Origin of the sequence: Selenomonas sp. AE3005 (assembly GCF_000686945.1) — a bacterium.
In the GTDB taxonomy this organism is placed as follows: domain Bacteria; phylum Bacillota; class Negativicutes; order Selenomonadales; family Selenomonadaceae; genus Selenomonas_A.
In genome coordinates, this window is the sequence record NZ_JMME01000012.1 from 34,298 (window position 1) to 47,959 (window position 13,662).

Genomic DNA, 13,662 nt, shown 5'->3' on the forward strand with positions numbered 1-13,662 from the left:
ACTTCCATTATAGAGAGGCTTTTTTCTTATACAGCAGGATTTTGTTAATTTGTGTAGAATTAACACCAATATTGGAAAAAAGAAACTGGTGACTACAGGAAAGGATGATAGGTCTATGAAGGTTTTGGTCACGGGTGTGACCGGTCAGCTGGGACACGATTGTGTAAACGAGTTTATGAGCCGGGGCATAGAAGTCCGGGGCGTGTCCAGCCGGGATTTTTCCCTTACAGATGAAACGGCCGTAAAAAATTATCTTGCAGAATACAGGCCGGACGTAGTGATTCATGCGGCAGCCTATACGGCTGTAGATAAGGCTGAGGACGAGCAGGATGTGTGCATGGCTGTCAATGCGGACGGAACCCGGTACATTGCGCAGGCTTGCCAGGATATAGATGCGAAACTTATTTATATCAGTACGGATTACGTATTCCCCGGGGAAGGGGAAGCTGATTATGAAGTGGCTGATACCAAAGGCCCTGTAAATGTTTATGGCCGGTCAAAACTGGCCGGGGAACAGGCTGTGCAGGAACTGCTCACGAAATACTTCATTGTACGTATTTCCTGGGTGTTTGGCATCAATGGCAAAAACTTCATTCGGACGATGTTAAAGCTGGCGGCCAGCCACAAGGAACTGACGGTGGTGGACGACCAGGTGGGTTCTCCGACATATACCAGGGACTTGGCTATTTTACTGGCCGATATGGCCGCTACGGAAAAATATGGTATTTATCATGCCACCAATGAAGGCGTATGCTCCTGGGCGGAGCTGGCGGAGGAAGTATTCCGTCAGGCCGGAAAAGAGGTCACAGTTACCCCGGTACCGTCAAGTGCTTATCCCACCAAGGCGCAGCGGCCGAAAAATTCCCGGCTGAGCAAGGCGTCGCTGACGGCGGCTGGCTTTTCTCTTTTGCCGCGCTGGCAGGATGCTGTGGGCCGGTATTTGATAGAATTGCAAAGTGTTGACAACTTATGACTTGGTGGTGTTCGCGAGTCGTGTACATGTCTGGTAAATGTGTACGCGGCTCTTTTTATATAATAGCAAAAGTTCACCGTAAATAAACATTTTTACACCTAAGACCTTGCAAAAGTGTAATGTTTGATATATACTAACACATGTATCTTATAGATGAACGCACTTATTACAAAATATTTAGGGAGGATGATTAGCGTGTTCAGAAAGATTGGCAGAAAGTATCAGGAAACTGCGCTCATCAAGCTAATCGCGGTCGGTTTAGTAATCGGCATTATCATAGCTTTGGCAGCACCGCAAATGGTGCCTCTGGTAGCTATTTTTGGTGATTTGTTTGTCAGAGCCTTAAAAGGGGTAGCCCCTATCTTAGTCTTTGTTTTGGTTATGAACGCCATGGCACAGAAAAATGCTGATGCCAGCGCGTCCATGCGCCCGATTGTGAAGTTGTATGTCATTGCAACTTTCCTGGCATCACTGGTGGCTGTAGCATATTCTTTTGCGTTCCCCACCACGCTGCACCTGCAGCTGGCTGATGCAAAACTCACGCCGCCGAGCGGAATTTTGGAAGTATTGCATAACTTGGTGCTGAATGTAGTGGATAACCCCATTCATGCCATAGCCAGTGCCAATTACATCGGCATTCTGGCCTGGGGTGTGCTGACCGGTGTGGCTTTGCATAGTGCCTCAGATACGACCAAAGCAGCTTTGCAGGATTTTGCCAAGGCTGTAACCAAGCTCGTACAGTGGGTAATCCGTCTGGCTCCCTTCGGGATTATGGGGCTGGTGGCGGACGCTATTGGTACTAATGGCGCAGATGCTATCATGGGTTATTTCCATCTGCTGGCTGTGCTGCTGGGGGCTTTCTTCTCAGTGGCGCTCATCATGAATCCGCTGATTGTGTTCCTGCATATCCGCCGCAATCCTTATCCACTGGTACTCACGACTTTACGGGAAAGCGGTATTTATGCCTTCTTTACACGCAGCTCGGCTGCTAATATCCCTGTGAATATGGACCTCTGCGAGCGTCTGCATCTCAACAAGGATACGTATTCGATTTCCATTCCCCTTGGGGCTACCATCAATATGAGTGGGGCGGCTATCACCATTGCGGTGCTGTCCCTGGCATGTGCCCATACCCTGGGGATTAACGTAGACCTGCCCACGGCGCTGCTGCTGTGCATTATCGCCACGGTAGGTGCCTGCGGTGCCTCCGGCGTAGCTGGCGGTTCCCTGCTGCTCATTCCGGTGGCCTGCTCCTCTTTCGGTATCAGCAATGATATTGCCATGCAGGTGGTAGGCGTCGGTTTCATCATCGGCGTGCTGCAGGATTCCTGTGAAACGGCGCTCAACAGTTCCAGTGATGTGCTCTTTACCGCTACGGCGGAACTGACTCAAAAGGCCAAAGAAGGCACATTGACAGCTGAAGATTTGGTAGCGAAAAATTGATAGCTAATAGTTAATTCAGGCCGCTGTCCTTAGGGACAGCGGCCTGTTGCTGTTGAGGGTGGAAAAATACTATCATATAGAGTATAATATATTAAAATATTTCCATCACACATGGACAAAGAAGGCGGTAGTATGGATTTACAGCAGCGGAACTGGCGTAAGCCGTTGGCTGGAGTGGTACTTTTGCTGTTGCTGCTAACAGGGGCTTGGTGTGTTAATGATACGCCAGAGCCTCCTGTTGTGCTGCAAAAAGAACCTGAAAGGAATAAAGCCGGACAAGGGCCGGCAGAGGTTAAGGGACTGGCTGAGGCAGATAACAGCAAGCCGCTGCGCAATCCCTTTTCCCTGCTGCATGAAACAGAGGCGGAGGCCGGAAGGCTGGCAGCTGGGCCGGAAGAACCTGTGCTGTCAGGTGGGAAAGATACAGCCAAGGCCGCGCCGTCAGCACAGTCGGTACAGGCACAGCCGGCAAAATCTAAGGCCGTTGATGATATTGTCCTGTGTGGAATCGCTGAGGGAGCCGGTGGGCGGCTGGCTCTGGTGCGTGTGGGCGGCACGACGGCGGCGGTAGCAGCTGGTGAGATGGTGCAGGGCTGGCAGATTACAGCCATTGGCACGTCCTCAGTGGTGGCCTGCCGTGACGGACAGGAGCGTAATTTAGCGATAACATCCGATAGGGAAGGGGCTGGGGAAAAATGATACGTCTTTGGCAGAGAATTATCGGCAGTTGTTTGTTAGGCTGGCTTTGGGGGAGTGCTGCCTGGTGCGGTGCTGAGCCGGTACATATGAACGTACAGGACGCCGACGCCGGGGCCGTACTTATGTCAGCTGCCCGGCTGGGAGGTTATAATCTGATTTTAGGCGATGCTGCTCTGGGCAAAGTTACCCTGCGGATTGAGGAGGAACCGCAGCGTATTATGGAGCTGGTGGCTGCCTCGCAGGGCCTGCTGCTCGAACGCTATGATAATGTCTATGTGGTAACATCACCGGCCAAGAACGGCCGCAACCGCCGGGTGCATGTCTATAAGTCACGCTATGCTAATCCCCATGATTTGGCCAGAGTGGCAAATTTATCTTTATCGTTGGCAGGAAAATCAGATAATCTGACGAAAGATAAAACTAATGGCAAGTCTGCGCAGGTTAAAGCGGCTGACAGCAGTAATGCAGAAAGGCAGCGCGTTATTGTGGACGATGCCACGGAATCGGTGGTCTTTTACGGGACGGAGGCTGAGGCCCGTGAACTGGATACGGTTCTTAGACGGCTGGACGTGCCTGCTGAGCAGGTGTTGCTGGAGGCCAAAGTAGTGGCATTATCCAAGAACGCCGCCAAGGACCTGGGCATAGAATGGGAATGGTCCAAGCTGCCCAATTACCCGGAACACAGCAAGACTTATCATAATGCGGGTAAAAGCAATGAGCGCATTGATTACGATACCAAACGCTCATATAAAGGGAAAACGGGTAATATTCCCGGAATTATTCAATTCGGCCGCGGGCCGGAAGGATATCCCTTTGAATTTTACTTTGGTGCCAAGCTGAATGCCCTGTTGTCAGATGGCAAGGCGGATATATTGGCCCGCCCTAATATCACCACCATTCAGGGGCATGAGGCTGTGATTAACATTGGCGGTGATGTGCCGGTGCCTACTCAGTCGGTAACGGATTCCACCACGACCACGACGGTGACATACCGTCAGGCCGGAATTATCCTGCGGTGTACACCGCGCGTAAATGCCAATGGCGAAATAACGGCACAGGTGCATACCGAGGTCAGCACGCCGGAGTTTGTCACGGATTTGAAGGCGTATCGTTTTCAAAAGCGCAGTGCTGATACAACCGTGCGTCTGCAGGACGGGGAAACCATGGTTATCGGCGGCCTCATTGGCAGTGAGGATTCACGTACCATGAGCAAGATACCCTTTTTAGGGGATATCCCTATATTAGGCGCGTTTTTTAAACATGTACAACATAGTCACACGGAGTCGGAGGTCATGATTTTCCTCAAAGCTCACGTGCTGCCTAAAACATAGTTATGAATGAATATGGAGGGCTGTAATCATGGCGATAAAGATACTGATAGCAGATGACCATACGCTGCTGCGGCAAGGGATAAAGCGTGTACTGAACTTTGAGGACGGTTTTGAGGTCATCGGTGAGGCTGAGGACGGTCAGGAGGCCGTGGCCCGGACCTTGATGCTGCAACCGGATATTCTGCTGCTCGATATCAATATGCCGGGACTCAGCGGTCTGGAGGTTGTAACCCAGTTAAAGAAGGCTGAGTGTGAAACGAAAATCATTGCCCTCACTATCCACGACAGTGACAATTATGTGCTGGAAATGCTGAAAAATGGTGCGCTGGGCTATCTGCTGAAAGATGTAGAGCCGGCGGTGCTGGTGAAGGCCATTCACATGGTAAATGACGGTAATCCCTTTGTTTATCCGCAGCTTGCGGAACGCTTGTTTGGCAGTACCTCCGTAACTGATGATGTGGAAACGCGGGCCAAGGAAATGCTGGATGAAAGCCGCGGTGAACGACTTACAGCCCGGGAGATGGATGTGCTGGAATGTGTGGCCAAGGGCTATTCCAATCAGGATATCGCCAAGGCGTTGGGCCTGAGTGAAAAAACGGTCAAAAATCACATGACCAGGGTTCTGCGGAAACTGAAGGTGGAGGACCGGACACAGGCTTTGGTTTATGTGCTGAAAAATAAAATCATATCTTTGGATTGAATTGTGCGGCTGCAAAGCCCCATAAGGCCGGGAACTGCATTTTCTTTTCTTTGGTAACTTTGATGCTGATGCGCGTGTATGAAATCAATATGTCCGGCAGTCTTTTCCTTACCCTGTGGGTTTCGGTGTGCATTATGGCCAGGGAGAATAATATGCTGGAAGAAGAGAAATACTTCGCCTGATTTTCTTGTATAAATCTCCAAAAGCAGAAGTCGAAAAATTGTTGATTTCTGCTTTTTTTTCATGGCTGTATAGGGTATAATAAAAGCAGTATAAAATTATGAATTCGATTCGTAATTGAGAGGTGTTCACAAACGGCAAAGTGGAAGGTGATAAGGTGCTTTATCCGCTGAATTTGGAACTGGAAGGCAGGAAATGTGCCATCATCGGCGGTGGACAGGTGGCAGCCCGTAAAGCTGCCGGCTTGCTGGCTGCCGGTGCCCAGGTGACGGTTATTGCACCGCAAATTGCCGACAGCCTGCAAAAGCTGGTTGCCGCCGGGCGGATAAAATGGCTGCAGGAATCGTACCAGCAGGGTATGCTGCAGGCGCTGGCACCGCTTTTGGTGTTTTGTACGGCAGATGATAAAGCGGCCAATCAGGCGGCTCTTAGCGAGGCACGGCAGCTGGGGGCTCTGGTCAATGCGGCGTCTTTGCCGGAGCAGACGGATTTTACGGTACCTTCCCATATTGAGCGGGGGGATTTGCTGCTGACGGTTTCTACCGGCGGTGTGAGTCCTGCCTTTGCCAAACTCCTGCGTGAGCGGCTGGAGAGGGAATACCCGGTGTATTTTGGTGAATTTTTGGTACGGCTGGCAGCCTTGCGGCAGGAGGTAAAGGGGATTCCTGGCGGCAGCAGGGAACATGAACGCTTGTGGCGGCTGGCTCTTAGCGATGGTATTATAGATTTGGTGAGAGATGGTCATTTGGACCAGGCGGAGGAAGAGATAAGAAATGGAATTACTAATGCTGGGATTAAACCACAAGACGGCACCTGTTGATGTCCGGGAAAGGTTTTCCATTCCGAAAGCGGCAGTGAAAAATGGCCTGGCTAATCTGGGAGCCTATGAGGGGATTTTAGAGGCGGTTGTACTCTCCACCTGCAATCGCAGTGAAATGTATGCAGTGGTGGACGATGCACAAAGGGATTTAGCCACTTTGAAACAGTTCCTGTTTGACCTGACGGGGAATGAAGAAGATATTGACGAATATCTTTATACTTACGTCAATGAAGAATGCATTGAGCATTTGTTCCGGGTAGCGTCAAGCCTTGATTCTTTGGTACTGGGCGAAGGACAGATTCTTTCCCAGGTCAAGGAGGCCTATGCCATGGGCCGGGAGGCCGGTACTACCAGTACGGTACTTAATACGCTGTTTCATCGGGCGATTGCCACGGGCAAGCGCGTGCGTACGGAAACGAGAATTCAGTTTAATTCCGTATCGGTCAGCTACGCCGCTGTGGAGCTGGCCCGGGAGGCTTTGGGCGAACTGCATGAGGCCAGTGCGCTGATTTTTGGTGCCGGAAAGATGGCCGAACTCACGGCGCAGCATTTAATTTCCCGGGGCGTTAAGAAAATCTATGTAGCCAACCGTCATATTGAACGGGCGCAGCTGTTGGCTGAGCAGTTTAATGGCGAGGCTGTTCCCTTTGACGAGGCGATGAAACGGGCCGTTGACGTAGATGTGATTGTCACTTCTACGGGGGCGCCGCATTATGTCATCAAGTCTTGGGAAACGCGGCAGCTGATGTCCAAACGTAAGGGACGTCCCCTGTTTTTGATTGACATTGCCGTACCGCGCGATGTGGACCCGGAAGTGGGCGATATCAAGGGCGTGACACTTTATAATATCGACGCTTTGGAAGAAGTGGTAGATGAACACATCGAGGAACGCCGGCAGGAGGCCAGACAGGCGGAAATAATTGTGGCCGAGGAAGTGGCGTCCATTGAGGATAAGTTCCAGTACCTGTCGTTCCGTCCCCTGATGGCTCTGTTATCTGACCGCTGCGAGCGCATTCGCCAGCGTGAGGTCAAACGGGCCAGCTCCAAACTGCCGGACCTTACAGATGATGAATGGCGGCAGGTGGAACACATGAGCCGCATGATTGTGCGCAAGATTCTGCGCATGCCCATGATGAAACTCAACGCCTCCGCTGGTACGGAAAATGAACAGTTTTATATCGATGCTATGCGGAAATTATTCAAATTAGACATGATAGGAGAGACGGCTACCAGTGAAGAAAGACACAATCGTTATCGGTACGCGGAGCAGTAAGCTGGCCTTATGGCAGGCTGAATACATACAGAGCCGCTTGGAAGAGCAGTATCCGGGCCTTAAGGTGGAACTAAAGAAAATGACCACCAAGGGGGATAAGATTCTCGACGCCCCCTTGGCCAAAATCGGCGGTAAGGGGCTCTTTACCAAGGAGCTCGAAATGGATATGCTCTCAGGCGGCATTGACCTGGCTGTACACAGCCTGAAGGATATGCCCACGGAACTGCCGGCAGGCTTGTGCCTGACGGCAGTGACCAAACGCTTTGACCCCGGTGACGCAGTGGTTAGCCCCGAGTTTAAAACCCTGGAGAATTTACCTCAGGGAGCAAAAGTAGGAACTTCCAGTCTGCGCCGAAAGGCGCAGCTTTTGCATGTTCGGCCGGATTTAAATATCTGTGATTTACGGGGCAATGTGAATACGCGTCTGGCCAAACTGGAAAGTGAAAACTTTGCGGCCATCATTTTAGCAGTAGCCGGTCTGAAACGCTTGGGCTTTGGCGACCGCATTACCGAGGTGCTGCCACGGGCAATGGTTCTGCCGGCTGTCGGACAGGGCGCATTGGCCATTGAAACCCGGGAAGACGATACGGATATGCGGGAATTGCTGGCCTTCCTCAATGACGAGGCTACAGTGCAGTGCACCCGGGCAGAACGCGCCTTTTTAGGCCGGGTTGAAGGCGGTTGTCAGGTGCCGGTAGGAGTTTATGCTGTGCCTGACACCCAGCCGGAGCATATCGTCGTGGAGGCTGTGATTGCCTCGCTGGACGGCCAGCGGCTCTACCGTGATAAAATCAGCGGCAAGGCCTGTGAGGCTGAGGCCTTAGGCGTGGAACTGGCAGAAAAACTGCTGGCAGCTGGCGGCGAGGAAATTTTACAGGAAATCGGTTTATTGCAGAACTAATAGAAAAGGGATGACAATATATGGCAGGAATGGTTTATTTAGTAGGCGCAGGCCCGGGAGATTACCGGCTCATCAGCTTGAAGGCTGTGGATTGCCTGAAAATGGCGGACGTAGTTGTTTATGACCGTCTGGCTGATGACCGCATTTTGCGCTGGGCGCCGGCTGAGGCTGAGTACATCTATGTGGGCAAAGCCTCCAGCAATCACACCATGAAACAGGAAGATATCAACCAGCTCCTGGTGGATAAAGCCAAAGAGGGCAAGTGCGTGGTACGCCTTAAGGGCGGCGACCCCTTTGTGTTTGGACGCGGCGGCGAAGAAGGACTGCTCCTGCGGCAAAACAATCTGCCCTTTGAAATCGTGCCGGGTATAACCTCGGCAATTTCTGTTCCTGCCTATGCCGGCATACCTGTAACCCACCGGGCGGTAGCTACTTCTTTTGCCGTGGTGACAGGTCATGAGGACCCGACCAAAGGGGAAAGCAATATGCGCTGGGAACACCTCGCTATGGGTGTGGATACGCTCGTGTTCCTGATGGGCGTGGCCAATCTGCCGCATATCACGAGCAAGCTGATGGAGAACGGCCGCAGTGCCGATACACCGGCGGCCGTAATCCGCTGGGGTACTAAGCCGGAACAGCGCACGTTGATTACCACGGTGGGCAAGGCAGCCGAAGATGTAGCGAAAAACGGTATTAAACCGCCGGCTATCTTTATCGTCGGCGAAGTCGTGAAACTGCGTGACAGTCTGCAGTGGTTTGATAATCTCGCCCAGCGTCCCCTGTTCGGCAAGCGGATTCTCGTGACGAGAGCGCGCAGCCAGGCCTCAAAACTTACGGCTAAGCTGGAAAATCTGGGGGCCGAGGTAATCGAAGTGCCGGCTATTACCATAACTGACCCTGTTGATTTGTATGCGGCGCTTGACCAGGCCATCGGCCAGCTGCAGGATTATCACTGGGTGATGTTCACCAGTGCCAATGGCGTAAAACATTTCTTTGCACGTCTGTTGCAGGCTGGCAAGGACGCCCGTGCCCTGGGGTATGCCAAAATAGCCGCCATCGGTTCGGCTACGGCGGCCGAGCTGAAAAAATACGGACTGGTTGCTGATGTTGTTCCCGGGGAATACCGCGCTGAAGGCATTATCGAGGCTATGAAGGGCAAGCTGCCGCCGCATGCGAAAATTCTTTTACCCAGAGCCGAGGAGGCCCGGGAAATTTTGCCGGAAAAACTTCGGGAAATGGGCGCCGAGGTGGATGTAGTTTCTGCCTATCGCACTGTGTGCGCGGCTGCCGATGGCGAGGCCTTGACGTCAGAACTTAACGAAGGGCGCATTGATATGGTGACGTTCACGAGTTCGTCCACAGTCAAAAATCTCGTAAATATTATCGGTTCGGCAGATTTGCTGAACGGTGTAAAAACGGCCTGCATTGGCCCTGTTACGGCTGATACTGCTAAATCCCTGGGTATTGAGCCGGATATTATTGCCAAAGAATATACCATTGATGGTCTGGTGGAGGCCATCTGCAAATAATAGGAGATGTTATAGCCATGTATGAACAGAAACTCCGTCCGCGCCGTATGCGTATCAGCCCGGCCATGCGTGCCATGGTCAGGGAAACCAGCCTGTCGGTGAAGGACTTCGTCTATCCGCTGTTTGTCGTGCCAGGTGAGGGCGTCCGCGAGGAAATTCCCTCAATGCCGGGCTGTTTCCATCTGTCTGTGGATGAGGCCGTCAAGACGGCAAAGGAATGCTGGGAACTGGGCATTCCGTCCGTGGAAGTTTTCGGCATTCCCGAATACAAGGACGCTGATGGCAGCAGTGCCTGGGATATGACAAGCCCTGTACAGCGCGCCATTAAAGCCATCAAGGCTGAAGTGCCGGAACTCATGATTGTCGGTGACGTCTGCATGTGCGAATACACCGACCACGGCCACTGCGGCCATCTCGAAGGCCATTATGTGGACAATGACAAGACGCTGAAACTTTTGCAGAAGGTGGCCGTGTCGCAGGCACAGTGCGGTGTGGATATCATCGCGCCGTCTGATATGATGGACGGCCGTGTGGCGGCTATCCGCGAGGCTTTGGATGAAAATGGATTCCAGAATGTCTCCATTATGAGCTATGCAGTCAAATACGCCTCAGGCTACTATGGGCCTTTCCGTGATGCCGCTGACAGCGCACCGGCCTTCGGTGACCGCCGTCAGTATCAGATGGATCCGGCTAATGCCCACGAGGCTATCAAAGAAGTGGACCTCGATATTGCCGAAGGTGCGGATATCATCATGGTAAAACCGGCACTGGCTTATTTGGATATTGTGCGTCAGGTGCGTGACCATATTCATCATCCGGTGGCTGTTTACAACGTCAGCGGTGAATATGCGATGGTCAAAGCGGCTGCGAAAAACGGCTGGATTGATGAAAAGCGCATTGTCATGGAAACGCTGCTGTCCATGAAACGTGCCGGGGCAGATATCATCATCACTTACCATGCTATGGACGTGGCCCGTTGGCTGAAGGAGGAGAACTGATGCTGAATCTTGCAAAATCCGCCGCTGCCTTTGCTGAGGCCAAAGAACTTATGCCCGGCGGGGTCAACAGCCCCGTGCGTTCCTATAAGAGCGTGGACTGCAATCCGCCGTTTATCGACCATGCTTTAGGCGATAAGATTTATGATATTGACGGCAATGAATACATTGACTATGTTGGTTCCTGGGGGCCGATGGTCGTGGGACACGCTCATCCGAAAGTTGTAAAAGCTCTGCAGGAGGCAGCAACCCGTGGCACCAGCTACGGCGCACCGACCTGCATTGAATCGGAACTGGCCAAGCTCGTGATGGAGGTTTATCCGTCCATCGAAACCATCCGCATGGTCAACTCCGGCACCGAGGCCACTATGAGTGCCTTGCGTCTGGCCCGTGGCTATACGGGCCGGGAAAAGATTGTCAAATTCATCGGCTGCTACCACGGTCACAGCGACAGCCTGCTCGTCAATGCCGGTTCCGGTATGGCCACCTTCGGCGTGCCGAGTTCGCCGGGCGTGACGAAGGGCACGGCACAGGATACGATTTCCGTACCCTACAATGACGAAGAGGCCATTACGAAAGTGATGGAAGAAGTCGGAGACGAAGTGGCTGCGGTCATCGTGGAGCCGGTGGCTGGCAACATGGGGCTCGTTCTGCCAAAACAGGGCTATCTTAGAAAACTCCGTGACCTTACGGAAAAACACGGTGCGCTGTTGATTTTTGATGAGGTTATGTGCGGTTTCCGCGCGTCCCTGGGCGGCGCACAGGCAGCCTATGGCATTACGCCGGATTTGACCTGCCTGGGCAAAATAATCGGCGGCGGCCTGCCTGTAGCTGCTTATGGCGGCCGCAAGGATATCATGGCGCAGGTGTCACCGTCCGGCCCGGTATATCAGGCTGGCACGCTTTCTGGCAATCCGCTGGCCATGACGGCAGGACTCGCTACGCTGCAGATAATCACCGCTGAACCGGAAGAAGGTAAAGCTGATTACAGCCGTGAACTGACCTTAAAAACGAAGAAACTGCTCCTCGGCTGGCAGGAAAAAGCCAAAGCCGCAGGCGTGGCCATTCAGGCCCATCAGGCTGGCTCCATGTTCGGTATCTTCTTCAGTGAAAAAGATGTACTGAACTACGAGGACTCCTGCAATGCCGACCAGGAAAAATTCAAGGTCTGGTTCAAGACCATGCTCGAACAGGGCATTTACCTTGCCCCGTCCCAGTTTGAAACCCTCTTTATGAGCGGTGCCCATACGGACGAGGATATAGACAGAACCATTGCAGCGGCAGAAAAAGCATTTGCAGCTGTAGCGGCTATGGGAAAATAAAATATGATAAGGAAGGTCTGTTGGTCAGGCCTTCTTTTTTATGGGGAAGAAAATGTATAAGATGAAAAATCAAAATAGTTTGAAATTTAATGGTGGTATTGTATAATATAAAGTAGATGGGCTGTCAGGCTGAATTAGAATAGCGTGACAGGATATGTAAAGGAGGACATTAAAACGGAGGAGGGTAAATCATGAGGTCGTATGCAGCGAAGTTGTTTGCGTTCTTAGTTCTAGTCTTGCTCTGCACGGCGTTAATGCCGTCGGCGGCTCAGGCAAGGCCGGTTATCAAGTTCACCATTGAGCATGTCTATATGCATCAGGCAGGCGAGGTGGAAGTTGTCGGCTACTTTGAAAACAGCGGCGATCAGGGGGCTTATGTCAAGTGGACGGACATTGACCTTAAACTGATTGCTGACAACGGCCAACTGATGTGGGCAGATACCGGCATTCGCCACTATGTGAACGATATCTTTGTTCCTGCCAATGAATATGTAGCATACACCTGCTACATTCAGAATCCGGATATCCCCGAATACCACGGCAAATATCGTCACCGCTGGCATACCAGTACACATTGGGAAAAGGCGGCAGGCTGAGTCAGTAGCAGGAGGTGGCTGCAAATGTACATAAATAAATTAAGACACAGGACGTTGCGGTCTGTGCTGGTAATAGGAGCGGCAACGTGTTTCCTCAGTGGCGCCGTGGATACGGAATCTGCTATGGCGGCCGCAAATACTGCTATGGCGCAGACACGCAATGCGGCGGTCAGTGAGTACAGTATTCAGCCCATTGCCGGAACCTGGCGCGAGGCAGGCGCGGCTGACGCACGTACCCTGGTTATCTATGCCGATGGCAGTTATGAAATGACCTGCAAAGAGCGCAAAGCCTTTGGCAAAGTAAAGGTAACGGCGGAAGAACATCCGGACGGTTCCAAATCATATTGGTATTCGTTTTTGGAAAGCGGCGGTGTAGTTCTTGAGGATAAGAACACAGCCTCGCCCTGGTATTCAGCGTACACGAGTGCTAATGAACAATGGGCGGCCTTTGCCAAAGATAACAAAGCGGCGGTTCAGACAGACCTTTTCTCAGGGCATGATGGTGCCATGCATTTTGTGCGCTATGCTGAAAATGGCTATGCCGGAACAGGTCTGGGTATCAAGGCGGATGATTATGTTGGTATCTGGAGTTGTGGACGCTGCAATGCTGTAATCAGCCGGGAAGGTGACGGCTATCGGGTAGAAATTCAGTGGGCCAGCAGTGCGGCCGAGGGCAGCCGCTGGGTTTATCACTGCACCTATGATAATTATGCGGCGATTCTTTTCAGCAACGGCAATGGCACACGTACGGACTATGTCTATTCGGAAGAAGGCGTGAGCAAGGATACCATGGCCTACAATGATGGGCGTGCTATCTTTGTACTGCGTGCGGGGAAAATGATATGGCAGGACAAAAAGGAAAACACGGATAATGGTGTAGAGTTTATCAAACTACCCTGA

General features: G+C 52.0%; 14 protein-coding genes. All 14 read left to right on the plus strand.

All coding sequences use genetic code 11. From position 1 onward, the window contains the following. The first annotated feature begins 115 nt into the window (after positions 1-115). The 14 genes from rfbD to DL94_RS0107865 all read left to right on the plus strand — a co-directional run bounded on the left by rfbD (position 116) and on the right by DL94_RS0107865 (position 13,662). Positions 116-973, plus strand: a complete 858-nt coding sequence (rfbD, locus tag DL94_RS0107800) for a dTDP-4-dehydrorhamnose reductase (RefSeq protein ID WP_028129674.1) — start codon at positions 116-118, stop codon at positions 971-973. Positions 974-1,168: 195 nt separating this feature from the next. After that, positions 1,169-2,416, plus strand: a complete 1,248-nt coding sequence (sstT, locus tag DL94_RS0107805; RefSeq protein ID WP_028129675.1) for a serine/threonine transporter SstT — start codon at positions 1,169-1,171, stop codon at positions 2,414-2,416. A 132-nt stretch (positions 2,417-2,548) separates the two neighbouring features. Beyond that, complete coding sequence (locus tag DL94_RS0107810; RefSeq protein WP_028129676.1) at positions 2,549-3,115, plus strand: hypothetical protein; 567 nt, start codon at positions 2,549-2,551, stop codon at positions 3,113-3,115. After that, complete coding sequence (locus tag DL94_RS0107815; protein ID WP_028129677.1) at positions 3,112-4,446, plus strand: type II secretion system protein GspD; 1,335 nt, start codon at positions 3,112-3,114, stop codon at positions 4,444-4,446. The genes DL94_RS0107810 and DL94_RS0107815 overlap by 4 nt, the downstream gene beginning before the upstream one ends. A 28-nt stretch (positions 4,447-4,474) precedes the next feature. Further along, positions 4,475-5,146, plus strand: a complete 672-nt coding sequence (locus DL94_RS0107820; protein WP_028129678.1) for a response regulator — start codon at positions 4,475-4,477, stop codon at positions 5,144-5,146. Positions 5,147-5,196: 50 nt separating this feature from the next. Then, positions 5,197-5,328: a hypothetical protein gene (locus tag DL94_RS16535; protein ID WP_255326880.1), complete on the plus strand. Its 132-nt coding sequence runs from the start codon at positions 5,197-5,199 to the stop codon at positions 5,326-5,328. A gap of 140 nt (positions 5,329-5,468) precedes the next feature. Continuing rightward, positions 5,469-6,146, plus strand: coding sequence for a precorrin-2 dehydrogenase/sirohydrochlorin ferrochelatase family protein (locus tag DL94_RS0107830; protein WP_028129680.1), 678 nt, complete (start codon positions 5,469-5,471; stop codon positions 6,144-6,146). Beyond that, positions 6,100-7,419, plus strand: a complete 1,320-nt coding sequence (gene hemA, locus DL94_RS0107835) for a glutamyl-tRNA reductase (protein WP_028129681.1) — start codon at positions 6,100-6,102, stop codon at positions 7,417-7,419. The genes DL94_RS0107830 and hemA overlap by 47 nt, the downstream gene beginning before the upstream one ends. Further along, positions 7,379-8,320: a hydroxymethylbilane synthase gene (hemC, locus tag DL94_RS0107840; protein ID WP_028129682.1), complete on the plus strand. Its 942-nt coding sequence runs from the start codon at positions 7,379-7,381 to the stop codon at positions 8,318-8,320. The genes hemA and hemC overlap by 41 nt, the downstream gene beginning before the upstream one ends. Positions 8,321-8,340: 20 nt before the next feature. Continuing rightward, complete coding sequence (gene cobA / locus DL94_RS0107845; protein WP_028129683.1) at positions 8,341-9,849, plus strand: uroporphyrinogen-III C-methyltransferase; 1,509 nt, start codon at positions 8,341-8,343, stop codon at positions 9,847-9,849. 17 nt (positions 9,850-9,866) lie between these two features. Then, a complete protein-coding gene (gene hemB, locus DL94_RS0107850; protein WP_028129684.1) occupies positions 9,867-10,847 on the plus strand; it encodes a porphobilinogen synthase in 981 nt (326 codons plus the stop codon). Then, positions 10,847-12,166, plus strand: coding sequence for a glutamate-1-semialdehyde 2,1-aminomutase (gene hemL / locus DL94_RS0107855; protein WP_028129685.1), 1,320 nt, complete (start codon positions 10,847-10,849; stop codon positions 12,164-12,166). Before hemB ends, hemL begins: the two co-directional genes overlap by 1 nt. Before the next feature lie 191 nt (positions 12,167-12,357). Continuing rightward, positions 12,358-12,762, plus strand: coding sequence for a hypothetical protein (locus tag DL94_RS0107860; RefSeq protein WP_028129686.1), 405 nt, complete (start codon positions 12,358-12,360; stop codon positions 12,760-12,762). A 63-nt stretch (positions 12,763-12,825) separates the two neighbouring features. Then, positions 12,826-13,662 carry a hypothetical protein gene (locus DL94_RS0107865; protein WP_231464615.1) on the plus strand — a complete coding sequence of 279 codons (837 nt, stop codon included), beginning with the start codon at positions 12,826-12,828 and terminating at the stop codon, positions 13,660-13,662.